The sequence below is a fragment of the Agrobacterium sp. ST15.13.013 genome, from assembly GCF_027956525.1.
Lineage (GTDB): Bacteria > Pseudomonadota > Alphaproteobacteria > Rhizobiales > Rhizobiaceae > Agrobacterium > Agrobacterium salinitolerans.
The window spans coordinates 105,717-130,691 of record NZ_JAQKGP010000001.1 but is presented as its reverse complement, the minus strand read 5'-3'; the positions used below and the strand labels follow the sequence as shown (position 1 = coordinate 130,691).

The 24,975-nt window shown below is 58.7% G+C and carries 20 protein-coding genes and 1 pseudogene; 11 read left to right on the top strand and 10 right to left on the bottom strand.

Annotation, left to right across the window (positions count from 1 at the left end; translation table 11 throughout):
* The first annotated feature begins 42 nt into the window (after window positions 1–42).
* Complete coding sequence (locus PL597_RS00660; RefSeq protein ID WP_077985170.1) at window positions 43–417, top strand: MerR family transcriptional regulator; 375 nt, start codon at window positions 43–45, stop codon at window positions 415–417.
* A gap of 96 nt (window positions 418–513) precedes the next feature.
* Here the strand turns inward: PL597_RS00660 and PL597_RS00655 are convergent, their stop codons facing one another.
* Genes PL597_RS00655 through PL597_RS00645 form a run of 3 tightly spaced genes read right to left on the bottom strand, consistent with a single transcriptional unit; the run spans window position 514 to window position 1,494 of the window.
* Window positions 514–624 carry a DAK2 domain-containing protein gene (locus PL597_RS00655; RefSeq protein WP_191216705.1) on the bottom strand — a complete coding sequence of 37 codons (111 nt, stop codon included), beginning with the start codon at window positions 622–624 and terminating at the stop codon, window positions 514–516.
* Window positions 621–977, bottom strand: coding sequence for a dihydroxyacetone kinase subunit DhaK (locus PL597_RS00650; protein ID WP_269823470.1), 357 nt, complete (start codon window positions 975–977; stop codon window positions 621–623). Before PL597_RS00650 ends, PL597_RS00655 begins: the two co-directional genes overlap by 4 nt.
* The gene (locus PL597_RS00645) at window positions 967–1,494 is read right to left on the bottom strand and encodes a dihydroxyacetone kinase subunit DhaK (RefSeq protein WP_271364394.1); all 528 of its coding nucleotides are present in this window, start codon (window positions 1,492–1,494) and stop codon (window positions 967–969) included. The genes PL597_RS00650 and PL597_RS00645 overlap by 11 nt, the downstream gene beginning before the upstream one ends.
* Before the next feature lie 339 nt (window positions 1,495–1,833).
* Between PL597_RS00645 and PL597_RS00640 the strand changes: the two genes are divergently transcribed.
* Window positions 1,834–3,087 (top strand): arsenic transporter, encoded by a 1,254-nt coding sequence (locus PL597_RS00640; protein WP_269823468.1) that lies wholly within the window; start codon window positions 1,834–1,836, stop codon window positions 3,085–3,087.
* A gap of 274 nt (window positions 3,088–3,361) precedes the next feature.
* Window positions 3,362–4,402, top strand: a pseudogene (locus PL597_RS00635) (hypothetical protein); the annotation flags it as partial.
* Window positions 4,403–4,470: 68 nt separating this feature from the next.
* Here the strand turns inward: PL597_RS00635 and PL597_RS00630 are convergent.
* The 5 genes from PL597_RS00630 to PL597_RS00610 all read right to left on the bottom strand — a co-directional run bounded on the left by PL597_RS00630 (window position 4,471) and on the right by PL597_RS00610 (window position 10,699).
* Complete coding sequence (locus PL597_RS00630; RefSeq protein ID WP_269823465.1) at window positions 4,471–5,127, bottom strand: DUF2161 domain-containing phosphodiesterase; 657 nt, start codon at window positions 5,125–5,127, stop codon at window positions 4,471–4,473.
* 143 nt (window positions 5,128–5,270) lie between these two features.
* Entirely contained in the window at window positions 5,271–6,497 is a 1,227-nt protein-coding gene (locus PL597_RS00625; protein WP_271364392.1) for a glycosyltransferase family 4 protein, read from the bottom strand.
* Window positions 6,494–7,831: a polysaccharide pyruvyl transferase family protein gene (locus PL597_RS00620; RefSeq protein WP_142912049.1), complete on the bottom strand. Its 1,338-nt coding sequence runs from the start codon at window positions 7,829–7,831 to the stop codon at window positions 6,494–6,496. Before PL597_RS00620 ends, PL597_RS00625 begins: the two co-directional genes overlap by 4 nt.
* A complete protein-coding gene (locus tag PL597_RS00615) occupies window positions 7,824–9,302 on the bottom strand; it encodes a lipopolysaccharide biosynthesis protein (RefSeq protein WP_271364391.1) in 1,479 nt (492 codons plus the stop codon). The genes PL597_RS00620 and PL597_RS00615 overlap by 8 nt, the downstream gene beginning before the upstream one ends.
* A 161-nt stretch (window positions 9,303–9,463) precedes the next feature.
* Window positions 9,464–10,699 (bottom strand): glycosyltransferase family 4 protein, encoded by a 1,236-nt coding sequence (locus PL597_RS00610; protein WP_271364390.1) that lies wholly within the window; start codon window positions 10,697–10,699, stop codon window positions 9,464–9,466.
* 479 nt (window positions 10,700–11,178) lie between these two features.
* Between PL597_RS00610 and PL597_RS00605 the strand changes: the two genes are divergently transcribed.
* The 7 genes from PL597_RS00605 (at window position 11,179) to PL597_RS00575 (ending at window position 20,801) form a co-directional block, all read left to right on the top strand.
* Complete coding sequence (locus tag PL597_RS00605) at window positions 11,179–12,507, top strand: hypothetical protein (RefSeq protein ID WP_271364389.1); 1,329 nt, start codon at window positions 11,179–11,181, stop codon at window positions 12,505–12,507.
* A gap of 144 nt (window positions 12,508–12,651) precedes the next feature.
* Window positions 12,652–13,764 carry an acyltransferase family protein gene (locus PL597_RS00600; RefSeq protein ID WP_271364388.1) on the top strand — a complete coding sequence of 371 codons (1,113 nt, stop codon included), beginning with the start codon at window positions 12,652–12,654 and terminating at the stop codon, window positions 13,762–13,764.
* Window positions 13,765–13,944: 180 nt separating this feature from the next.
* Complete coding sequence (locus PL597_RS00595; RefSeq protein ID WP_271364387.1) at window positions 13,945–14,838, top strand: hypothetical protein; 894 nt, start codon at window positions 13,945–13,947, stop codon at window positions 14,836–14,838.
* Window positions 14,839–14,968: 130 nt separating this feature from the next.
* A complete protein-coding gene (locus PL597_RS00590; protein WP_271364386.1) occupies window positions 14,969–17,230 on the top strand; it encodes a polysaccharide biosynthesis tyrosine autokinase in 2,262 nt (753 codons plus the stop codon).
* The gene (locus tag PL597_RS00585; RefSeq protein ID WP_271364385.1) at window positions 17,217–17,894 is read left to right on the top strand and encodes a hypothetical protein; all 678 of its coding nucleotides are present in this window, start codon (window positions 17,217–17,219) and stop codon (window positions 17,892–17,894) included. The genes PL597_RS00590 and PL597_RS00585 overlap by 14 nt, the downstream gene beginning before the upstream one ends.
* A gap of 79 nt (window positions 17,895–17,973) precedes the next feature.
* Window positions 17,974–19,545 carry an O-antigen ligase family protein gene (locus PL597_RS00580; protein WP_271364384.1) on the top strand — a complete coding sequence of 524 codons (1,572 nt, stop codon included), beginning with the start codon at window positions 17,974–17,976 and terminating at the stop codon, window positions 19,543–19,545.
* Window positions 19,546–19,601: 56 nt separating this feature from the next.
* Window positions 19,602–20,801 carry a glycosyltransferase family 4 protein gene (locus tag PL597_RS00575; protein WP_271364383.1) on the top strand — a complete coding sequence of 400 codons (1,200 nt, stop codon included), beginning with the start codon at window positions 19,602–19,604 and terminating at the stop codon, window positions 20,799–20,801.
* A gap of 21 nt (window positions 20,802–20,822) precedes the next feature.
* On the opposite strand, the gene PL597_RS00570 is transcribed toward PL597_RS00575, so the two are convergent.
* Both PL597_RS00570 and PL597_RS00565 read right to left on the bottom strand, forming a co-directional pair.
* Window positions 20,823–21,923, bottom strand: a complete 1,101-nt coding sequence (locus PL597_RS00570; RefSeq protein WP_271364382.1) for a glycosyltransferase family 4 protein — start codon at window positions 21,921–21,923, stop codon at window positions 20,823–20,825.
* Between the two features lie 55 nt (window positions 21,924–21,978).
* A complete protein-coding gene (locus PL597_RS00565) occupies window positions 21,979–23,127 on the bottom strand; it encodes a glycosyltransferase family 4 protein (RefSeq protein ID WP_271364381.1) in 1,149 nt (382 codons plus the stop codon).
* A 413-nt stretch (window positions 23,128–23,540) separates the two neighbouring features.
* Between PL597_RS00565 and PL597_RS00560 the strand changes: the two genes are divergently transcribed.
* A complete protein-coding gene (locus PL597_RS00560) occupies window positions 23,541–24,878 on the top strand; it encodes an SGNH/GDSL hydrolase family protein (protein ID WP_271364380.1) in 1,338 nt (445 codons plus the stop codon).
* Window positions 24,879–24,975 lie beyond the last annotated feature (97 nt).

The following is a 24,975-nucleotide window of genomic DNA, read 5'->3' as shown; positions in this document are numbered from 1 at the left end:
TTCCCTACAGTCTGACAGTGCTGTCAGAGTCAAGGGCTGGAAATGAAGATCGGCGAACTCTCCCTGAAAACAGGTGTGAGCATTAGAATGCTCCGCTATTACGAGGCCGAAGGCCTTCTCACGCCCGGCCGCACGAAGGCCGGATATCGGGACTACAGTGTCGCCGACGTCGATACCGTCGAGCGCATCCTTCTGCTCGGCAATGCCGGCATGACCCTCGCCAATGTCAGGGAGTTCCTGCCCTGCTCCCTTGATCAGCGGCAAGCCTTCCAGCCATGCGACGAATTGAAATCGAAGCTGCGGATGCAGATCGGCAGGGTTGAAGAACAGATGAACGGACTTTCCAGGAGCCGGAAGCTGCTCACAGACATTCTGGCAACCTTCGAAAAATCCACTCCGGCTTCAGGCCGCCGGTAAGTCTCTGTGTCAGCGATGGCCATCCCCGCTTTACGGAGCGGGCGGCGGACAGTCATCTCCACCGCCACATCAGTTAACCGGGGATAAGGCCGATCCTCACGCACCATCAATAGCTTCGAGCCAGATACCGACGGCGACCGCGCCCCTATCGGGATGACCGACCACCCACTCACCGAGGTAACTTGCGCGCCCGAGCCGTGGCTTCATCGAGGCTGTCGCCTTTGCAGCGCTGCATCGTCGACTTGCAAGACCGACAACGAAAAACCCGGCATATCTAGGGCCGAAGGAAGGCGCCGGCCCAGGCGCGTTCCACGACGACACCTTTCGCCTCCAGCAGCACGACCGCCGACCGTGCCCACGATAGCGAGTTCCATCGGTGGCGTTGCCCCTAGGCCATTGACCAGCAGCGCGACGCGATCGCCGCCGGCGAGCTTGCCGTCGGCCTCGATCGTTTCGATCACCAGCTTCACGAGCGCGTCAGCCGAGGCGATGGGCATCCGCTGCACGCCCTGCTCACCATGGATTCCGAGCCCGACTTCAATCTCGGTCTTACCCAGCACGAAGCCCGGCTTGCCGACAGCCGGCGGCGTGCAGGAGCCCAGCGAGACACCCATCAAAGAGAGCTTGGGCGGCTTCCCGGGCGATGCGGGTCACCTCTTCAAGAGCAAGCCCCTTTTCCGCTGCGGCCCCGGCGAGCTTGTGGACGAGCACCGTTCCCGCAATCCCGCGGCGGCGATCGACGGGAACCGTATCCTTCAAGGCAACGTCGTCGGCGACGACAACGATCTCGACAGGGATTCCTTCGGCCCTCGCCAGCTCCGCCGCCAAGCCGAAATTCAGCCGGTCGCCGGTATAGTTCTTGACGATGGCCAGCACGCCGACATAACCGGCATGGGCAGGCTCATGTCCGCTGCCGCCGCCCGAAAGCACCGCCACCCTGCGCTTCTCCGACTCGGGCAGCCCGGATCGAATGATCACGTTCCCATCCAGAAGCAGAGTGGTTTGCGGGCTGAGCGCCACGACGCCCTCCAGCATGTCCCGGACAACGGTGGATGGATCGTTGATAAGCTTCTTCATGCCTTACTCCTCGATGCAGTGCGTCGGCGGGCGGGCGGTATTCCGGCATTTACGCGCGCTGGAAAACGCGTAGATGCGGCTTGAACAGTGAACAAGCATGGTCTCCTCGCCGATTGCAAGCGTCGGAAATGCACGGCAAAGCTTCAAGCACGAAACAGGACTGGCCTCCTCACTGAGGTAATTGTCGGCAGACTTGTGGTCAGCCCGCTTCCGACATTGTATAGAATGCCGGTAATCCCTTTTGTTCCCGCCGGGCTTCCCGAACGCGAAGACAACACTGAAATAACCAGACGCAACCCACCACCTGATCAACCTCAACAACCAGCATCAAGGAAACACATGAGCGCTGCGTATTATACGTCGGCCATTGCGGTCGCTGCTGCGGCAGGGGTGGTTATCAGGCCGTTCCGGTGGCCCGAGGCCGTATGGGCCGTCGCAGGAGCGCTGCTGATCCTCGCGCTGGGCATTTTGACTCCTGCGGAAGTCTGGTCAGGGGTGATCAAGGGTCTCGACGTTTACCTGTTCCTGACCGGCATGATGTTGCTGTCTGAGCTTGCCCGGCGTGAAGGTCTGTTCGACTGGGTCGCCGCCGTTGCGATCTCTTACGCAAGAGGGTCGGCGCGGCGCCTCTTCGTGCTGATCTACCTGATCGGCGTCGTCGTGACCGCGCTTCTCTCCAACGACGCCACCGCCGTCGTCCTGACGCCTGCCGTTTATGCGGCCTGCCGTGCCGCCAGGGTCAAGAATCCGCTTCCTTACCTTTATATCTGCGCCTTCATTGCCAATGCGGCGAGTTTCGTGCTGCCGATCTCCAACCCTGCCAACCTCGTCATTTTTGCCGGCGGCGAGATGCCGCCGCTGTCCCGCTGGCTGGACACGTTCCTGCTTCCGTCGATTGCGGCAATTCTTGTCACCTTTCTTGCGCTTTACTGGTCGCAGCGCCGTGTTCTCGCGGAAGACACCGTCGCGGATCGGGTGGAACGCCCGACCCTCAGCCTGCCGGCGAAACTGGCGGGCGTCGGCCTGCTGGCAACCGCCGCCGTGCTGCTGTCAGCCTCTGCATTCCACATGGATCTCGGCCTTCCGACGTTCCTCGCTGGCGTAATCACGACTATCCTCGTTCTTGCCATCGTGCGGCAGAACCCGGTGGAGATCATCAAGGATGTGAGCTGGGGTGTGCTGCCGCTCGTTGCGGGCCTGTTCGTCATCGTCGAAGCCGTTAGCCATACGGGCATCACCGCCGTGGTCGCCGAGCAATTGAAGGCGCTGAGTGAACATTCGCAGGCACAGGCCATTGGGATCGGCGGCGTCGCCGTCGCGCTTTTTTCCAACCTCGTCAACAACCTACCGGCTGGTCTTTTCGCCGCAAGTGCCGTTCAGGCTGCACAGGTGCCGGACAATGTCACTGCCGCTGTTCTGATCGGGGTCGATCTGGGACCGAACCTGTCGGTCACGGGCTCGCTCGCAACCATCCTTTGGCTGTCAGCACTCCGGCGGGAAGGCCTGCATGTGCGCGCGCTGGACTTCCTCAAACTGGGCGCCCTCGTCATGACGCCGGCCTTGCTGGCGTCGCTTGCAACGTTGCTGCTCTGACACGCGCATGAGGACGCCGTGAGAGGGCGTGAAGCGGCGCTGTTACGCCGCTTCCGGTCTCCTATCGGACTCCTCGTTGATCTTGCTATCGCCCTGCTCGAGGCGGAAATGCGCGTCTTTTGATGGCGGCGGAGGCGGCATACGGCCGCGTGGTCCGTCTTCACCGGGACCGGCATCCTTCGGACCGGGATGGGGCGGTGGTGGAGGCGACGCATCGGGGCGACCCATACCATCCGCCGGACCGGGCGGCGGCGGCTGTTGGGCAAAAGCGATGAAGGTGGATGCGCCCGACGAAAGCGAGGGCGCAGCTGGCAAGAGGGTTAAGGCCACCATCAATCGTATCGACATGCAGATGGACAGCCGCAAACTCGATCTCGGCATGAACGGCATGTCGATCGAAAATGGCGACAACTCGATCAAGGTCGATGAGGCAAGCCTCAAGGGCTTTGACTGGAGTTCGTCGATCAAGGCAATTTCCGAGCTCGCCGGGCTCGATGATACGGAGATCGAGACCTTTCCGTTCAACCGTCTGATACCGGAACTCGGAACGATCCGTGTTGGCGGCATCAATGTCGATGTGGCCGCGCCCGAAAAATCGGACGAGGAGGCAAACGAGGAAACGAAAGGCACGCCGGAGCGCGTCAAGTTCACACTCAAGAATTTCGAAATGGGGCTGAGAAAACCCTTCAACGGCATTCCGACCGACATTACGATCCGGCAGGACGATCTGACTCTTCCCATCCCGGCGGACTCGTCGGAGGAGGTTCTTGTTGAAGCGCGCAAGCTGGGCATCGAGTCGCTCGCCCTGTCTTATGGCCTTTCCGCGGGTTGGGACGAACCGAACAACAATCTGATGATCCGGGAAATCTCCTTCAGCGGCAAGGATATTGGCAGCGTCAATTTCTCCGGTCTCGCGAGCGGGTTTACGGAAGAATTCTTCTCCTTCGACATCGGTCGCGCCCAGGCTGCGCTCTTCGGGCTTGCCGGCCGCGAGGTGAAACTCACGATCGAGGACGAAGGTTTGATGGCCAAGGCGATCAAGCTTTATTCTTTGGAAAACCACATGAGCGAGGCAGAGATTCGCGCCACCCTGACATTGGTGGCAAATGCCCTGCTGCAACAGGTCGCGGCTGAACAGCCTAAACTGCAAAATGCGGTGGAGGCGCTCGGCCGCTTCATCAGCACACCGGGAACCCTGACGGTCACGGTCAAATCGACAGGTGCAAATGGCCTCGGCCTTCTGGATCTCGTTGCCGCTTCTGACAATTCGATGCTTCTGCTCGACAAGGTCGACATTCAGGCAACGGCGGAATAGCGGCTGCCATTCAACAGGACCCGGAAGGCCGAGAAGGGCTTCCGGTTTATGGGACGAGCCGTTTCGTGTCAGGTTGCCGGTTGCGGCCATCGCTGCAGGGCTTCCTGCCCCGCCTCGGTCAGGCCATAGACTCCCCGATCGAGCCGTTCGAACCAGCCATAGACATTCGCGAGCAGGATTTTGCCGGCATCCGGGACGCTGGACCTGATCTGGCGTACGCGCAAGGGGCCTGATGCCAGCGCCTCTGCGCAGCCGAGTGCCTGCTGGCGATAGGCGGTCATGATCGGCGCGCGTGTGCTGCCACCCACTGCCGGATCGCCACGCCGCCTCTGGTGTTCGCGCATCAGCCGGGAGCGCCGTTTCGGATTGGTGCGCGGCATGGGGGTCACGGAGCCGACGAGAATGCTGACATCGCCGGCATCGGAAATACCGAGCATGCCGATCCCGAGCCTGCGGCAGAGATCCCGGTAACGTTTGTCAGCCTCACGGCCCCTGCCCTTGGCCGAGACCCGCGCCGCGATCCAGACCTCATCTGCGATAGCCGCCCGATCGACAGCCTGCAGGATAAGTTCCAGATTAAAGCTCAGTTTCAGCTCACAGATCACGACAACAGCCGGGTCGTCGTCGCTCAGACCCACAAGGTCACAACCACCAACTTCACCCTTGACGGTGTAACCAGCCTTTTCAAGAAAGCCTTTGACGGGCAGATAAAGCGACGTTTCCATATACCAGCGGGTTCAAGTGACGATCCGGCCCCTGAATACATCGATCCGCCCACCAAGAACAACCCTTTGACGGGCGCAGCGACGGACATCACGGATTATCGGTCCCCTCGGCGGGAGACGGCATCCAGCGGAAAACTCATACCTTATTCAGGCTTCCTGCCGGTCAGAATATTATTCAGCACCGTCATTTGCCGGCGGTTCCACTCAATCGCGTCCTCGAAGGCTTTGTTTCCAAGTTCCTGCCGCTGATCCTGGCTCGCGGCCAATTGCAGGATTGCGTCGGCAAAAGCCTGATGATCGCCATCGCCAACAATGACCACGCCGCGCCGGTATCGTTCCGAAAGTCCCCTCGCGCCTGTCCGGGTGCTGATCGTGGGAACACCTGCGGCGAGAGCGTCGAGCAATTTTATGTTGATGCCCGTTCCAAGCGTGATGGGATTGATCGAGAGTGGCGCACGGGTGAAAGCTTCCTTCAGGCTGTCCACACGGCCAAGTTTGACAACACCGTCCCTATCCCCGATCTTGCCGCATATGCTGCCAGCCACGACCAGGCGAATATCCGGCCGTGTCGCCCTGACGATCGGCAGGACGTTGTCAATGAAGCCCGTCAGGGAAATGATGTTGGCGTCATTGCTGGAACCAAGAAACAGGAAGTCGCTCGAACTGAGGTCTTCCACTCTTCCACCGAGATCGAGAGTATGGCTGACGGTCGCAACAACCGGCGGCTCTGCCCCCTGCCGCTGCCTGAACGTCCGCTCCTCTTCCTCCTGAATGGCGACAACGACGTCCGCACGGCGGAAAGCCTTGCTTTCCATTTTCGGTGGAACGGAAAACCAGTATCCATATTTGTTCGCGGTATTGACGAAAGCCTTGTGTCGGTCGGCGAAGGAATCATGGGTGTCGAGAATGCGCAGCACCCCCTTCGGCAACCCCAGGAACGCCCGCGAATGAAAGGCATATTCGACAATGACGGCATCAATGCCAAGCCGGCGCTGAATATCCCGAACCTGCCGGCCGATTTCCGGGTAATAGAACTCGTCTAGGTGATTATAAAAACCGCTGTCGCGACCGAGAAGGCGGTGGACCTTTCGGACGGCTCGAAACGCGATCACTTCAGCTTCGAGCCCCCAATCCCCGATAAGCCTTGTTTTAAAACGGCTCCGCTGCCGTGATACGAAATGCAGGCGCCCGGAGCTGAATTCTGCTTCATGCACGGCCGGATCGAAATCGGCGGCAATCGGGGTATCAACATAAACGAAATGCACCTCATGTCCCAGGCTGCGAACGGCGCGCGTCAACTGGAGAATCCGGCTGCGATTGCCCTCGGACGCGGGAACGGCGGGAATGGCTGAGACGAAAGCAACTTTCATGAGACCGATTGATTCTGTTTTGGAAAGGACTCGAAAATCTGAAAATTGTTTTTTGATAGGCCGAGAACATCAGGCAATTTCCGCTGGACCTGCTCGCGAAGGTCATCAGCATTGTCGACGAACTCCATCAAAGCGTTCCTGATGCCGTCATCGCTATAGAAGGCGGAGGGAGCGAGCAGTTCCGACGAAGATAGAGCGAAATGCTGGTATAGCCCTTCGAATTTCCCTTGATAGGCGATACATATGACCGGAACGCCTTTACCCAGCCCTGCTATGGCGAGATGCATGCGCCCACTGACAATTCCATCCAGTTGCGCCGCAATGCCCTTGAGAACGGACGCGGACCACCTGCCGTTCAGATATCGAACCCGATCTGACAGTGAATCTGGAACCTGCCCGGCAATCGCCTGAAGGCAAAATTCGTCACCGAAACCATCCCGGTAATCATGCGGCATAAGCAGCCAGCAGACCGGCCGTGCATCCGCCACAAAGTGCAATGCCTCGGCTCCACGCTTTATGATGGTGTCGACCTGGCTGCTGTCAGCATTTTTGAACAACATGGGATGCAGGTTGAAGCCCATCACCCTGTATCCCTCATTACGTTTCCGTTTGATCCAGGAGACTGTGTCTTCATCCGGTTCTGAGGCAACAAGGCTAAACGCCGAATCGGCAACCAGTACCGCGTTTGTCCTGGCGAATGATTGCAGGCGGTTGAGGGAAACCGGATCGCGTACATTAATTGAGACATTGGGATGAAGGGCGCTATAAAACATAGCCAGAGCGGGATGAGGCGCTTGGTTGAAGCTGAAACCAAGGATGACATTTTTTATCCCGGCGGCCGCAGCCAAATCAGCACTTGCCAGGAGTTTTGCGCTGACTAGTGGATGATAATATCCATCCATCACATCTGCCCCAACCACCACGACGCAATCGTATCGCCGCGCTTCAAAGTGGTTAAGAAGTGCTCCGGAAAAATCAATTTCGCCAAAGAGATCGACGGGATTAAATCCCCTCTGACGAACCAAATCCGAAGCACCTGTACCTTCGACCAGTATATCGACTTCGACATCAGGATTTCTTGCACGAGCATGCTGGACTGTCGCGGTGATCATGGCATCGTCGCCGATAGAGCCAAAAACGGAATAGGGATCGCACGCGACAATCAGAACCCGACTTATATGATCCCCAGCGGCGAGGTTTTTTATACGTCGCTTTTGCTCCTGCAGCGTGTGAAAGAAGTGACGAATAGCAACATCCTGATTGCGGCTCTCATTGTACTTCACCCATTCACGATGCAGCGGTGCGGGAATGATTTTTTTTATGAGCTTACGCATTCACTTCCTTCCGTGGGAGTACCTTGCTCGTGACGAAAACAAGGGCCGACCGCGCCTGCGTCCGGGCAACCAGCGCTATGAGCAAAATATAAGTAAATGTAAAAATGGAACCGAGCAGTATTGCGGACATGAAATCGCCTAAACTGAGGGCGGCAATCTGAGGACGCATCCATTGAACGATGATAAAGCAAAGACCGCTGGCGGCAAAACTCGGCAGAAGCAGAGACATTATTTTTTGGAGCGACACGCCCAATTCACGCGAAACATAAAAGAACGTAAAGGGCGTTGAAGCAAGTTGACCAAATACGTAAACAGTGACGAGTTCATCGATACCGTCGGTCGGTATGAAGACAATCATCAGAATTGTGGCAATCGATTTGGCGGCGCCGGCAATCAATACCTTGTTCGGGCGGCCGCGTGCGGAGAGAAATGGGCCGTTTTGAAATTGCACACATTGTAAAGCGCCGAGCAGCAGCAGGGGTCTCGCGATCTCATCTGCCCCGTGCCACTGCGCACCAAACAAAACGCGGCAAATCTCCGGCGTCAATGCCGCAAAAAGCACGAAGGCTGGTGTCGAGACGATAGCGGATATTGCGATCAACCGCTTGTAAAGTTCCGCCATGCGGTCGCGCTCGTGCGAGACGCGCGAAAGCACCGTTAGCGAGACGTCATAAAGTGCCGACTGAAGCAATTGCATCATAAGTTGATAGAGCCTGCTGCCAACGGTGTAGAGTCCGAAGACGGCCACGCCATAACGTCCCAGGATCATGAAATCGATCAGGCGCGTGGCCGCGAAATCGACAATGCGAAGCCCGAGCGCCGACGAACCGAAGCGAAGCAGTTCGACGAAGGTGCCGGGATTGAGAGCGGTGCCCGGCAGCCAATGCGGCTTTCGCCAGAGCCAGATCAGCGTGACGAGGGTGGCGACATAGGTTTGAACGACGAGGCTCCAGACGCCCATGCCCGTGATCGCGAAAACAATCGCCACGCCACCGCCGACGATGTTCGAGATGAAGGTTCTGATTGCCAGCGGTTTGAAAGCCAAAGCACGGCGATAATTCACCTCCTGAAACAGCGAAGCCGTGTTCAGCGGCAGCAATATGCAGATCGCCACGATGACCGGCGCCAGCCCTTCGACCTCGAACCAGCGTTCCAGTTCCGGTGAAAACACGCAGACGGCGATAGCCAGCAGCGTTGCGACCGTGACCGAGGCATAAAAGGGCAGATTGACGTCGCCGGGTTCCAGGTTGCGTTTCTGCACGATCGCGTCCGCGAATCCGAACTCCGACACCATCTGGATCAACATCAGCACCAGCCCGGCGGTGGCGACCATGCCATAATCGGTAGGGCTGAGGAAACGGGCCAGAACGATGAAGAGAATGGAGGTGAAAAGCTTACCGCCCCAGTTCTGGACGATGGACCAGAAGACACCCGTAACGGCGGCGCTGCCTATCGACGTAGCTTCGGCCATCAATCCACCATCCGTAAACCCGGCCGAGTCGACGCACCATGCGCAACCGCCGCAAAACAGTCGACGCCCAGGCCGTGAAAGCGGAGGCTGCCCTTATTGCTTCCCGCCATATGCCCTCTCCTTCAAAGAAAACCGCGGCAACGGACCGGGTCCGTTGCCGGTTAAGATGCACGCAGGGTTCGGCTTTGCCTGCTGCTCGTCAGGACGTCCTCATAGAGTTTCACATAATTTTCGCCGACCCGACGCGAGGTGGATTCCTCGACGATGTTTCCGAAATCCGCCTCCGTCGGCAATTCTTCGCGCGAGAGCGTCAGCACGCGGCGGATACGGGCGGCAAGGTCGGTGGCGTTGCCCGGTTCGAACAGCCAGTCATGGTTGGTCTCGCCGATCAGCTCTGGAATGCCGCCGGAGGCTGCGCCGATGACCGGCACGCCCATGGCATAAGCCTCGTAGATCGTGCGTGGCGAAGGCTCGGCCCAGAAGGAAGGGACGATGAGCACATCGATCTCTTCGAGAAACTCCTTCGGTTTCGCCCAGCCGACGAATTCGATCGGCAGATCGCCGGCCTGAGCCGTGAAACGCTCGATCGAATCGTCCATCGCATGGCCGGCGACCAGACAGCGCCAGTTCCCGTGACCGATTTCCCTGAAGGCATCGACCATGTTGCCGACGCCTTTTTCCGTATTGATACGGCCGATATAACCGAAGGTCAGCGGCCGGCCAGTGCGGTCGATCTGCCGGCGGGCGACCGGATCGCCCTCCGGAACCGTGCAGGAATAGAAGATAACGCGGCGCAGGTTTTCCGGGATGTGACGGAAAAGCCCGTGATTGACATGCGTCTTGAGGATTTCAGTGCCGACGCTTGCGACAGCGCTGATATAACGCTGGGTGAATTTCTTGGTGAAATTCACCGCCTGACAGCCGAGATGGATGTGCTCGCAGGGCTTGCCGCCCTTGAACATGGCGGCATTGCCGCACAGGAGATCATATTCGCAGATCGTGTGAACGATCGGAATGCCGCGCTTATGCGCCGCCCGCCACACCAGCGTCGTCACATCCAGCAGCGAATGGGTGTTGAGAACGTCAGGCCTGAAATCGTCGAGGACGGCCTCGAACTGTTTTTCGACGTCGAAATTCCACTGCTGCTTGAGCTTCTGCATGCGCCGCTGCTGCGGCGAATATTGCGGCCAGTCCTCAAGCCAGAAATCGTTATTATGGAACATGCGGTAGACGGAGACGCCGTTGCGCATGGTTTTCGGTTCGGCCTGCCGCTCGATACAGGCGGCGCCGACCGTATGTCCCATGGAGACGAGTTCCTCGGCGAGATGTTCGACCGAACGCTCGCATCCACCAACGATATGCGGCGGATAAAGGCTGCTAAGATGGAGAATTCTCATGCGGATACGCTCTGTTTTCCTTCATCGAAAATCTATGGCGTCCATCCCGGGCTCGTTTGTCTCCCTTCATTCCAGGAGACCAGTGAGACATCTGCAAAAATATAAAGAGCCGGAGCAGAACTAATGTTTGAAAATATGAATTACCAAAATCTACTTTTCAAAAAGCACGGGAATCGACGCTATTTCAAGTGATTTTTTTTGCGGCGCGGCAAAAGCCATGCGGTGTTGCGAAAAGAACCGGCCTCGTGTTACGGTTTAGCCACTTTAAAGTGCAGGCAATCGGCAATCGGTTGCGTTGCAGGCAATGATTTAACTGAAATTCATAATATCATTTTATTTCAAAGAGATGGATTTTGGGCGGCCGCAAATGCCAAGATTTCCGGACCATTTTGATATCGAGACCGGGCAACCGTGACCGCCATTCAAACGGCGACGCCCATGTGACGGCGTCTGTCTTATCGTTTCTCACGGAGGCGCAGATGAATGGAAGAACGCCAGCCACGATGGGTGGCCTGACGCGGCGCAACCTGCTTTCAGCAGCACCCCTTGCATTGGTCGCCGCCTCGGGTCTTAGCGCTACTTCGGCAAGGGCGCAGAGACTTGCTTCGGCCAGTACCGAAGCCTTTCTCGACAGTGTCGGGGTGTGCGGTCACTTCACCCGCCCCACGGGCGTCTATCCGGAACGGTTCGACCGGATCGTGCCCGAGCTCGAAGCGCTGGGCGTCCGGCATCTGCGTGACGACGGGCTCATCGCCGCAAGAGACAGTCGCGACAGCCCCGTCTTTCGGCGGCTGCGACGGATCGTGGCGGCTGGCGTTCGCCTCACCGTCATCTGTTACGACAATCTCAACCCTTACGTTTCCACGCCGCTCGACAGGCTCATGGATTTTTACGATTGGTGCGATGCGGGTATCGATATTTTCGAAGGCAGCAATGAGCCCAACCTGACGAAGGACCCGCAAAATGCTCCGCGCATTTCGGCGGAGCATCAGGCGGCGCTGCACGACACCATCCGCTCGGTTCCGCGCCTGAGTACGGTGCCCGTCGCGGCGCCAAGTTATGTCCTGTCGAACAGAGCGCTGGCGCAGGACCTGAAAAATGCCTGCGATTACGGCAATATCCACCCTTATGCCGGGATGGAGCATCCCGAAACCACCGGTCCGGGGGCGCTCTCTAAATCCGTCGCCGCTTCGGCGCATATAGCGGCCGGCAGGCCGGTGCTCGCCACGGAAATGGGTTACCATACCTCTCTGCAGACCAGGACATTTCATTTCCCCGTCACCGAAGGCATCAAGGCGCGCTATATGCCGCGCATGCTGCTCTGGTGTTTCATCAGCGGCATCCGCCGGTCCTACATCTATGAAATGGTTTCAAGCTTCGCCGCCGATGAGACAAACCCGGAATCCTCCTTCGGCCTGCTGCGCCATGATTTAAGCCGCACCCCCGCTTACGAGGCCGTTCGCATCCTTCTTTCCCTTTGCAGGGCGGAACGGCAGACCGGACCGGCGGAACGACAGCTCGATTTCCTTACCGACGATTCCCAAAGGTTGGCCCTGCACCTTACAAGACCGGACGGTGCTCTGCTCGTGCCTGTCTGGCTTGGAATTTCCGGCTGGCAGTGGCCAGCCCGCATCGAAAACCCGCCCGCCGAACGGGTTGCCACATTTTCGGTGGCCGGCCAGCATAGTCACGTTATCGCACACCGTTTCCGCGATGACGGCTCCGTGAGCCAGCAGACAATTACGCAGGAAAGCGGGCAATACCGGCTTTCCGTCAGCGACCAGCTTACGGTTCTGGAAGTTTTCTGACTGATGCGGAGGAAATGCCGCATCGCAAAATTGTGTGTATCGCGTCGCGCTATTGCATGATAGCCTGCTTGAATACTGGACTTCCGCCCCGCAAAATCGGGTGCGATATAATACTAAATATATCTTTATTTTTATAGATTGACGATGATGAAAAATTTTAAGAAAGCGCCCGCTGCCGGCGCGCAGCGTCTCGATGTCCTTCAGCTAATGCGCGCCGTTGCGGCAACCATGGTCGTTGCGCTGCACGCGGACGTGAACTGGCCATTCACACTTTTTCCATTGCATCTGCTGAGGCTGGGAGGCGGTGTCGACCTGTTTTTTGTCATTTCCGGCTTCGTCATCGTTTATGCATCCCGGCCCTATTTTGCCGCGACGGGCGGTCGTTCCGCATTTCTGCTGCGCCGGTTCCTCCGCATCGTCCCGCTTTACTGGTTTGTGCTGACCCTGCGGCTCGCCATGGCCGCCAGCGTGACCATTATCAGCGCAAAGGCCTTTCCGCCACTACAGTCGATCCTCACCTCCTACCTGTTTATTCCCTATGACAGCATGGGTTATGGCGACGCCTATCCGTTTCCGCTGATCGATCTCGGCTGGACGCTGAATTACGAGATGTTCTTTTACATCGTTTTCGCAGCGTTCATCTTCCTGCCGCTGGAGCGCGCAGTTTTCACGACAGCCGGCGTGTTGTTTGCCGCCGTCATGATCGGCTCCGCATTCGATCTCGGCCTGCCGTTCAGCTTCTGGTTCCAGCCGATCATTCTCGAATTTGTCGCCGGCATGTTCATCGCGGTCCTCTTCCTGCGAGGCGTTCGCCTGCCGCCCCTGCTCGGACTTGCAACGGCCCTGTGCGGCATGGCGATCTGGATGCTCACCGATCTGAACAGGATAGGGTTCAAGTGCGATCCGGGCTGTTATTCGTTTTCGCGGCTGCTGGTTTTCGGCGGCGGCGCGATTTTGCTGATGTCGGCGGCGACCTTGACCAGAAACATCTCCCTGCCCCGTGTCGCCCAGCCGCTGGCGAAACTCGGCGATTCATCCTATGCGCTTTACCTGCTGCACCCCTTTATCTTCCGGGGTTTCAAGATCGCGCTCGGCGGCGTGACGTTCCCGCCCGAATGGGGCAACCTCGTTTATCTCGTCATCGTCGTCAGCACCGTCGCCATAGCCCATGTCTTTCACGTCCTTGTCGAGACGCCGGCCAATATCTGGCTGCGTGACCGGCTGATAACGTCACCACGGAAAGTCGCCGTGTCATGAACAAACCGAAACAAGGCAAGGGCGGCTGTTAACAATAGCTGAGGGTTTCCGCAGCAAGTTTATTTAGTGCTTGATCCTTTGCTTGGGCTGTGCGATTTAGAAGGAAATTTTAGATGTTGGGTAAACTTGCCTGGCATTGGATGTATTTAAAGTCGTATTTTAAAAGATTTGGAGAGTTGGATGCCCCGCATTCGTAACGGCTCGATGCTCGTTGGTGCGATGTTCATCGCCAACATGGGTCTGTTTTCCGTTGTCGCCAACGCACAGAACGTGGAAACTGCACCGCAGCAGACGCCCTCCGTTGAGAGCGGGGCAACAGGCGGGCCCGTCAAGGCCGCCGATGAAACCACCGCCGCATTTCTGAACCGCGTCAACACCAGCAATCCGGACACGGTTTCGATTGCTACGGCGGAACTGTTCAAGCAGTCTCCGACGCAGGGGATGATCAGTGATCTGATCACCATCGCCTCCAGCACGGATGCGGCAACGGCCGATGTAACCGGAAAAGTGACGAGCGGGTTTCCGATCATCGCCGTGTCCACCAGCGCAGCGCAGTTCTCCGAACAGCTTTCCGGCCTCATCCTGAGTGACTCCGGCCAGCTGCCCACCATCGTCGCACTGGCCCAAAAGGTCGGTAACAAGGACTTCTCCGAAGTCGTCGGCGAAGGCTTGGCGCTTGCCCATGCTACCGCAATGAGGAACGGCAATACGATACTGGCAGCCGCCATTCAGTTGCAGACAAAGGGCGCAAACGTGCCCGCCGATCTTCTGATCGCCTTTAGCGAGAATATCCAAGGAACGGCTGCCGGTCCGGCCGCCCCTGCGGCTACCGCGGCGACGGCATCGCCGATCGGCGGAGCCGGTTCCTCGCCGGCAAGCACCAACAGCATCGGCGGTTCGGGAACGGCAGGCACCGCAGATGGCACCGCACAGGCGGGCGGCGGAAGCGCACCTGTCGGCGGCGGCGGTAGTGGCGGAACGACAGGCAGCACCGGCACGTCCTTTTTCACCACGATCAACAATTTCTTCTCGACCGGCAGCACCACCACGCCTGTCAGCACAAGTCCCGTTTGAGTTTGGCTTTGTCGCCTTTCCCGCGGGGAAGGCTGCCGCCAGTTCTGTGATGCAACCGTGACTTGGCGGGCGTTGCGCCCGCCGAAAATAGCGAGGCTGACAGTTGTTGCAAAGGCACGATCCCCTGACGATGGCTGACTACGATAAAGGCGGGCTGACGTCCGAGTTTATCGATATCGACGCCGTTCTTGCAATGATCCGCCGACAATGGCGCATCGTGCTTGCCGCGGTCGCAGTCGCCGGGGCAATCGGCCTCGCTTTTGCGGCAACGGCCGTTCCGATCTATTCGGCGACGGCGACGCTGCTGATCGACCGCAATAACAGCCAGATTGTCGAACAGCTTTCGACGATTGGCGGCGTCATAGAGGATGAAGCTTCCATTCTCAGCCAGGTCGAGGTTCTGCAATCGGAAACCATCGGGCTTGCCGTCGTCGATAGTCTCAACCTCACCGAAAACCAGGAATTCAGGGCAACACGCGCATCACTTCTAGGCTCGATATTCGGCACCATCCGCTCACTCGTCAATGTTTCCCAATGGTTCTCGCCAGCGAAGAAAAAAGAGGCGGTGGTTGACGATGGAACCCTAAAGAGAGCGCTGTCGGACCAGCTGCTCAACGGCCTCAGTGTCAAGCGCATCGGCCGGACCTACGCGCTGGAACTCACCTATAATTCGACATCGCCGGTTCTCGCCGCGCAGATCGTCAATGCCGTGGCCTCGGCCTATCTGCTGGACAAGCTGAATTCCAAATACGAGGCGACGAGACGCGCCAGCGACTGGTTGTCCGACCGTATTGCGGAGCTGCGCCAGCGGGCGCTCGAAACCGATCTGGCCGTGCAGAAGTTTCGCGCCGAACATAATCTGATCTCGACCGGCGTTAACGGCCTGCTCTCCGATCAGCAGCTGGCGGAATCCAACAGCGCGCTGATCCTGGCGCAGTCGGAAACGGCCAGGGCGCGGGCGCGGGTGCAACGCATCGAACATATTCTCGCCACCGACGATGTCGATGCGGTCGTTACCGATATTCTCGACAGCTCGGTCGCCAACGATCTGCGCAAAAAATATCTCGAAGCCTCCAAGACTGAGGCGGAAATTACCAGCAGGCTCGGCAGCAACCACATTCAGGCGGTACGTCTGCGCAATGAAATGCAGGAATACCGCCGGCTGATGTTCCAGGAAATCAGCCGCATCGCGCAAAGTTACAAAAGCGATCTGGAAGTCTCGGAAGCGAGGGAAAAGTCGCTCGCCGAAAGTGTCGCCAAGGCGACCGACATCAGCAACTCCGCCAGCGAGACACAGGTTCAGCTGCGCGAATTGCAGCGTGAAGCCGAAACCTACAAGAACATGTACCAGACCTTCCTGCAGCGATATCAGGAAGCGATGCAGCAGCAATCCTTCCCCGTGACGGAGGCGCGGGTGATTTCCAAGGCGATGCCGCCCAGAATCCCGAGCAAGCCGAACAAAACCATGATTTTGGCGCTGTTCATGATCATGGGCGCCGCAGCAGGCGGCGGCATTGCCGTGTTCCGCGAATTCCGGGATCGTTTTTTCCGCACCGGGGAACAGGTCCGTGATGTTCTTGGGCTGGAATTCCTCGGCAATACCCCGCTCATCCAGAACAACAACGCCATAATAGAAGATCAGGAAGGCGGCCATCCGGCCCTGACGCGCCCCACCAGCGTTGCGCGCTATGCGGTCGACCATCCGCTCTCCTCTTTCGCCGAAACCCTGCGCAGCACCAGGCTTGCCATCGATCTCGGCGTTCCCGCCAAAAGCGGGGCCCGGATTGTCGGCGTCGTCTCGGCCTTACCGAGCGAAGGGAAATCCACGATCTCCATCAACCTTGCGCAGCTGCTCGCCGGGCAGGGTGCGCGGGTCCTCTTGCTGGACGCCGACATTCGCAATCCCGGCGCAACGCGCGCCATGGCGCGTCACGCGAGTGAGGGCCTGCTCGAAGTCCTGCTGGAAGGCCGCAGCGTGCAGGACGTGCTGCTTCATGACGAAAAGACGCGTCTCGCTTTCCTGCCCACGGTGGTCAAACAGCGTGTCCCTCATTCTTCCGAACTGCTGACCTCGGCGCAAATGCACAAGCTGCTGGCCGAAGCGAGCACGGCTTTCGACTATATCATCGTCGACCTGCCGCCGCTCGGGCCGGTGGTCGACGCCCGCGCCATGGCGGGCCGGATCGACGGTTTCATCTTCGTCACGGAATGGGGCAGAACCGCCCGCCGGGCGGTGCGGAACACGGTGGAGAATGAGGTTCATATCCGCAAGAAGTGCCTCGGGGTCATCCTCAACAAGGTGGACACCGAAAAGCTGAAGCTTTACCGCGCCTATGGTTCAAGCGAATATTATCATTCGCGCTATACACGATATTACCATGATCAGGCGTAACGGCGTGAACCGCCTGCGGAAAGCCCTCGCGGTCGTACCGGTTCTCGTCATTTCCATCTTTGTCCTGTCCGTCGCCGCCCAGGCCTTTTCGCAAAGCCGGCGTTTTTCCGATATTGTCGCATTGGCGCGGATCGCCGACGACAATAATGGCCTTGCGCCTGATCTCCTTGCGGAAACAATCCCTGAACTTCAGCCCATCGTCACCGAAAAAATCTGCCGTTCGGATATCGTCAAAGCCGGTCTAAGGCTCGTTCTGGCCGATCTCGATGCGAATGGCGTCGATCCGGCATCCGATTCCGGCGCGGCGCGTCTCGGTTTTGCCGAGACCTTTATTCGCCATTCGCTCTTTTGTTTTCCCGCAAATGGCGATGTCTGGCTGCGTCTTGCCATGGTTCGCTCGCTGCGCAACGCCTCACCCATGGAAGTCACCGTGCTGATGAACTTCTCCCAGCTCTACGGGCCTGCCGATGCCAATCTGATCCGTGGGCGTTTCGTGATGTGGCGGCAATTTCCGAAGAACACCTTGCCCGAGGCCAAGGCGGCCCGCGAGGCGGATACGGCCGTCGTCTGCGGCAAACAGGGGGAAATCCTGCGATGGACCCTGGCGGAGGTTTGTCCAAAGCCAGTACCAGCGGACACAAGACGCCCCGCGCCGCCGTCATGATCTGAAACGATGAAGCGGCTGAGCCTCGTCGATATTCGCGGCATAGCTACCACAAACAATTCCGACAAAGCCCAAAGATATGTCGCTCACCGAATCCCGATCAGAACCGCTCCCCTCCTTGCAGACCCCACCGGTGGCGGTTCGGGACTATGTCCGGCCGGTCGCAATAATCGCGTTCTGGGCAATATTTCTGTTGGCGCTTCTCAACCGCGGCGCAACGGAAATCGAAAGTCGCATCGTTGTCACGATGGCGATCTATCTCCTGCTGGCGCCGGCAATCCTGCTGTTCGGGCCGCCAAAGAGCGGTGCAGGCAAAGTACTTACGGCGGCCTGTCTTTTATTGGGAGCGCTTATCGTTCAGGTGCTGTTGCAAGCCTCCTCCATGCCTGGCATCGCGCGCCCCAACCCGGCATGGTCCATCGCCGCCATGTTCATGCAGAATGCGCCAGCCGCCACAATCTCCCTGACACCGGCGGATGACCGGATCGGCCTCATGAGCGCCGCCCTGCCCTTCGGCGTCTTCATGACGGGCCTCGTGATTTTCGATAGCGACGAGCGCGCGGCGAAGACGCTACGATGGTTCGCAATCGCCGGTGGCTGGCTCGCGCTGTTTTCCATCGTGCAATTCGTGCTTTTCCCCGAAGCTCTCGGCTTCATCCATAAGCGTTTCTATCTCGGCAGCCTCACCGGCCTTTTTGTCAATCGCAATACCGCCGCGACCTTTTTCGGCCTCATCCTTATCACGCTCGCCGCATTGTTACATAAAAGCCTCCTCGCTCCGGATTGGGTCAGGGTAAAGGCGCTCGTGGCAAATCGCCTGACCGTGCCGGTGGAGCAAAAACAGCTCATCCGCAGGGCCGCATTTCTCGGTGTCCTCGCAGGCTTTTGTTTCATCGCATTGATGTTGACGGGATCGCGTGCGGGGATCGGCTCAAGCCTCGCAGCGCTGATTTTACTGATCCTGCTGATTGTGTTCAACTCTCCGGCCAGAACCGGGCGCAATGGGGCCTCCAGCCGGCGCAGGCAGCGCGGGACGAGACGTCGTGCCGCGCTGCTGATTGCCGTCGCCATCGCCCTCTTCGCGCTTTTCGCCAACCGGGTGGCGCTTCGCATGGAAATGCGTTTGGAAGACGATATGCGCTTTTGCTACATGCCGGGCATCGCACGCGTCATCGCCGACAACTGGCCACAAGGATCAGGTCTGGCGAGCTTTACGGAAATCTATGCGCCCTATCATGTGGCGCGATGCGGGGTGGACGCCGTCGTCACCCATGCCCACAATGTCTACGCCGAGGGATTGCTGACACTCGGTGCAGCCTTCCCGTTTTATCTCGCTTTGTTTGTGCTCATCCAACTGGTGATTTTCATTCGCGGGGCGCTGAAACGCAGAAATTATCGTTATGCCTCTCATCTCGGCCTTGCCGCACTGCTGCTCGTCCTGCTGCATTCAACGCTGGATTTTTCGCTGCAAGTTCCGGGCTTTGCCATGGCCTATGCCGTTTTCCTCGCCCCGGTCGTCACGCTTTGCCTGAACCCGCCCGGAATGGAGCGGGAAGGCCGCAAAAGGCGCAGACAATTTCCAGACGATGCTGCAATGCCGGCGCCGGACCGTTCAGGTCCGACAGTACAAACGCCGCTTCGTCTGCAATAACGGATTTAATGAATGCAAAATAGGCTTAGTGACCTTAAAGGCGCAGGAAATTGAGCATGCGGATATTGCAGATAACCTCGCTATTTTCTCCGGATCGGGTGGGCGGTGCGGAAATATTCGTGGAAGACCTTGCGCATGGACTTGTGGATAAGGGGCACACGGTCGCGGTGGCCGCCATCTCGCGTGAAGAGCAGGCAGGGGAACAACGCGATGGTTTCACCATTCACCGCCTCGGGCATACCACGCCGTTCTTTATCGGCGACTGGGGGCAGCAACCGGAATGGAAGCGAAAATATTATAAGATCGCTGTGCAACTGGACCCGCGCCTCGTTCGCCGGCTTGCGCGTGTCATCGATGATTTCCGGCCGGACGTGGTCAATACCCATTCGCTGTCTGAACTGACGCCGCTGATCTGGCCGATGATCCGCAAGCGTGGCGTTCCACTGGTTCATTCGCTGCATGATTTCACGAGCATGTGCACCAATGGCTCCCTGTTTCATGATGGGCATATCTGCGACGGCGGCAGCAAAAAATGCCGTGCGTTTTCTTACCTCCACCGGCGTTGCCAATGCGCAGTCGATGCTGTCGCCGGCGTTGGTCGCGATATCGTCGAACGCCACATCCGGGCCGGTTTTTTCATCCATATACGGGAAAACCGCCGCGCGGTGATCTGGAACGCCATCTCACCGCCAGATTCGCCGGAACCGCGCATTGCCCGCACACCCGGCAACCCTCTGGTTTTCGGCTATCTGGGCCGCATCGAAGCACCGAAAGGGGCTGACTTGCTGATAGAAGCGTTGCGGCTTTTGCCGCCGCAGGGCTGGCGCGCGGTCATGGCAGGGCGCGCGCCGGAAGGTATCGAGATCTATCAACAAAAGGCAGCCGGCCTACCGGTCGAATTTCCGGGCTATGTGGAGGCCGATCATTTCTTCGCCGGCATAGATTGCCTCATCGTACCGCCCCTATGGCCGGAGGCCTTTGGCCGCACCGTCGCTGAAGCCATTTTGCGCGGCATACCCGTCATCGGCGCAAATCTCGCGGGTGTTGCCGAACAGATTGGGGCGGACAGGCCGGAACGCCTGTTCGCTCCGGGCAATGCCGCCGAACTGGCCGCGCGCTTGGCGGAGGCGATACGCAATCCCGCCATGCTTGCGGAAACGCTTGAGACCCGGGAACGAATTCGCCAAGGCGTTGAGCCACATGGGGTCGTCGCGGCCTATGAAAAGCTCTATGCGGATGTGTGCAAAACCGCATGATCGTGACGACGGCGTCCCTCCTCAGGCGGCGGCTTCTTGCTTGAAAAGTTGCACGTAGCTCTCCGCAGCCTTCTGCCATGAATATGATTTGCGGTTTTCATAACCCGCCTGACGGAGATTTTCTGCCAGCTCCGGATTATCCAAAAGTCGCTCAAGCGTGTCGACAAGGCTCTGAGCATCCGACGGATCGAAAGTCAGGGCGCCTTCGCCGGCAATCTCCGGTGTTGCCGAACGATTGGAGCAGACGACCGGGCATCCTAGCTGCTGCGCCTCCAGCACCGGCAGACAGAAGCCTTCATAGGTGGAGGGGACGCAAAGGCAGGCTGCGTGACGGTAAAGTTCGGCCAGTTGCCGGTCATCTATGCCGGAAAGCCGGATCAGCCGGGCCTGCAACTGCGGATCGTCCAGCGCGCCGGCGATTTCCTCCGCCTCGTCACGGCCAACATGCACGATGCGCAAATCCGGCCATTTTTTGCCTAGTATGGCAAAGGCTTTGCCCAGGAGAGCGAAATTCTTATTGGACGTCGCGTTTCCGACCGCCAGTATGTAGCGTCCGGGAACAGGCGGCACCGTGTCGAAAGCCCCGGGATCGACATTCAGCGTGCTGTCGGAATGAATGGTGATGCTCTTACCGACAGCGGCGGGATAGAAACGCCCGAGATCCTTCCGCGTCGCTTCGGATACGCAGACGATCCGATCCGAACCGGCCATCATCAGCTTGAAGATGAAATCAGTCGTCAGGGTCGCCCGCCAGCCGATCTGTTCCGGAATGGTTTTGAAATAAAGATCATGAACAAGGGTGAGACGCCGTTTGCCGCCGAGGGGACTTCCGAAAGGATCGGCATTAAAAAGCACATCGATGCCATGCCGGCGGCAGAGCGCGGGCAGCGTCACGGCCTGACGCACCACATCGAAAACCATGACGCGCGGCCGTGGGGTCTCGATGAGCTGCAACCGGCTGTCGCGCAGGTTTTCAGGCAGTTGCGCCCGCATCCAGGGAGAGCGCAGAACATAGTCATCGGTCGTCTGTTCCAGCAGCCGCTCCAGCAAACTGAAGGTCACGCGGGCCACACCGGAGGCCTTGCCGCCATATTGGCTCGGCATGTTTATGAGAATGCGCATCCTGGCCCTTCCGCCTGCCGGCATTGCCTGTTCCTGTCGATCGCCGCGCGAAACCTCACGCCGCCTCCGTCAGCAGCGCTGAAACGGAGCGGCAGGTTTCCTCCAGTGAGAAACGCTGGCTCACATCCTCCCGCCCCTTTCGCGCCAGCCTTTCCGCCAGAGCCGGTTGCGACAGTATGCGGCCGATCGCCGCTGCCAGCGCCGACGCATTCCCCGGCGGCACAAGAAGGCCGGTTTCGCCGTCACGGATGATTTCGGTAACACCGCCGCCGCGCGTGGCGACAACCGGACGCCCGCACATCATCGCCTCCACCACCACCCGGCCGAAGGGCTCGGCAACAATCGAGGTATGAGCAACCACATCCATCGCCGCCATCAATTCCGGCACATCCGGGCGGAAACCGAGGAAACGGACGCGGCCGTCGAGACCGAGACGGGACGCCTGTTCGCGGATTCGCGCTTCATACGCTTCCTGCCCGAAAAGCGCACCGCCGACGATGACCGCCTGCACGCCCTCCATCGCCGCAATCGCGTCCAGAAATACATGTTGTCCCTTCCATTCGCTCAGCCGGCCAAAAAGGCCGACAAGCGGTTGCGGACCAAGGCCCAGTTCCGCACGCAGCCGCGCGGCCGCGCCGGGCTCATAAATCCTTGCTTTCGCGGGGTCGAAGCCGTTGTAGACGATGCGAACCTTATCCGCCTCGCCGCCGGCCTCGATGAAAGCCCGGCCCGTCTCGTCGGAGTTGACAGCAACCAGCCTGGCGAAAAGGCGCGCAAATACCAGCGAGGCCCGGCGATTGGCGGCGCTGAAAGCGGGATCGGTGACAATATCGTGTAAAATCCAGACGAGCGGCCGACGGCTGAACGTCGCGGCCAGCGCACAGACAAAAAGCGCCTTTTGCGAGTTGGCGCAGATCACATCATAGCGCCTCGCCTCCCGGCTCAATTGCCAGGCAACCGCCACCACGTCGGCCGCTCCGCGCAACAGCGCGCCGAAAGACGCATCGCGGCGTATAGACAGCATTTTTTCTCCAGCGGACAGCATGACCGGAGTCCGCCCCGCATCAATGAGATCATCTGCGGCCGCACCGCCACTGAGAAAACAGGCGCGCCAGGAGTGCGGGCCCGCCTTGACGAGGTCCGTCAGAAAAAGTTCGGCGCCACCCTTCTCTCCGGTATGGCTGACGAAAAGAGCCGATGTCATGGCGTCTCCCCCGCCGGATGGGAGGACCCATGACGCATCCGCCTGTAATTGCGGGCACGAACTGACGACCGGCAAAAACAACGAACCCGCCCGAAAGCAACAGGAATATCCTCACCGAAATCTGCGCAAAAACGCATACAGATAGTTAAAAACAACTGAATAAAAGCCCATTTTATTAATAAAATTCAATAATACCAATAGTAATTAGAATAATATTCTATTTCTACATTTCGAGCCAAATCAAAGAAAAATTTACGACGCTCTTTTTCATGCGCTGTTTTCTGTTTCGCCCCCCGCATTTTTCCCCGGGTCTCGCAGCGGGATTATTCTAAGGCCAGACCAGGAGAGCGAACAATGACACCGCCCGGATACAACATATGCATATATATGGCGCGAACGGAAGAGGTGGCCGCATGATCGGCTTAACGCTCGGCATAGGTTCCCGAAACATGGGCGACGCCGGTCTTTCCCTGACCGCGTTCTCGCCCTTGCGGGCCCGTCTGGCGGCCGGCCAGAATGCCGCGATCTTCGTGAACGGCGACAGCACCGCCCATGCCGAAGCCGGACCATTTCAGCAATTTGCGATGATGCTCGGCGATCTGCACGATACGACTGTTGTGTTATACCGCTGGGCGGAATGGGAGACGAGCGCCGCCACCGGACCAAAAACCTATGCGGCCCCGGTTACGCTGCGCGCCGGCAAGGGGGCGACGCTGACGCTCTATCTTGCGACGCTGCCCGGCGGCATGGCGGGGTACATGCTTGCGGAACAGCGCTCGGCAGCGCTGGAGATTCCCCGTCCCGACCTCTGCATCATGCATCATGGCCACAATATGCAAACTTTCGAAATGCCGGGCAGCATTTTGAGCTCCGGACGAGCCGCGCTGCTCGGACCACTGGGAATGACCGAATGGAAATGGCCAAATGCTCCTCAACTCATCACCACGCAGAACCCGTGGCGTGATGGCATGGGTTACGACAAGGTCTATCAGGCGATCCTCGACCTGGCCCGCTCCCATCCGAATCTCACGCTGGTGGATACGCATGCCGTATTTATGGCGAAGGGCAAGGACGCCGCCCTTTATCGGGACAATATTCACCCCAACGAGGCGGGTTCCTGCCTGGTAGCCCAGGCCCTGCTCGATTCCTATCTGAGGTCGGCACGCGATAACAGCTTCCAGACACCTTGCTGGCCAAGGCTGCCCGCCGCCAATCTCATCGGCAATGGTGATTTCACCGATTGGACTGGTTCCGTCCCGACGGGCTGGGGCATGACTTCGCCAGGTTCCGCCACCCAAACCACCGAAATCATCTTCTCCCCGTCCTTTGCAAGCAGCCTCGCCCTCTATGCAAATGGCAGCCAGACGGCAGGGCTCACACGTTATTTCCGCAATGCGGAGGCCGTCGCGATGATCGGCAGGACCGTTTCCTTCGCCGTTCTTTATAAAAACAACGGAAAGCAGCGTCTGCCCTACATAACGCTGGTTGCAAAAAGCGGCGGCGCAGTCCGGACGATCGTTTGCTCCGCCCTGCAATTTGGAGGGGCCAACATCGCCGGCAATAGCGGCTGGATGTGGGCGATCGCCAACGGGATCGCCATAGACCCCGACATCAACCCGGCGGGGTATACTCTTTATTTGCGAATCCTTCCGGCATTCGGCACCGGCGCGCCCGGCTCGAATGAGCCACTTCATATTCAGCGCATCATCGCCGTCGAAGGGGATTTGCCGAAAGGCAATCTGATCTCATGACGAAACGATAAAATGTCTTGCGTGGCGGCGCCATCCAGCCCACTAATAGTCGTTATATTATATTCATTGCCAGGCGGTAGAGCTCTCCTATGGACAG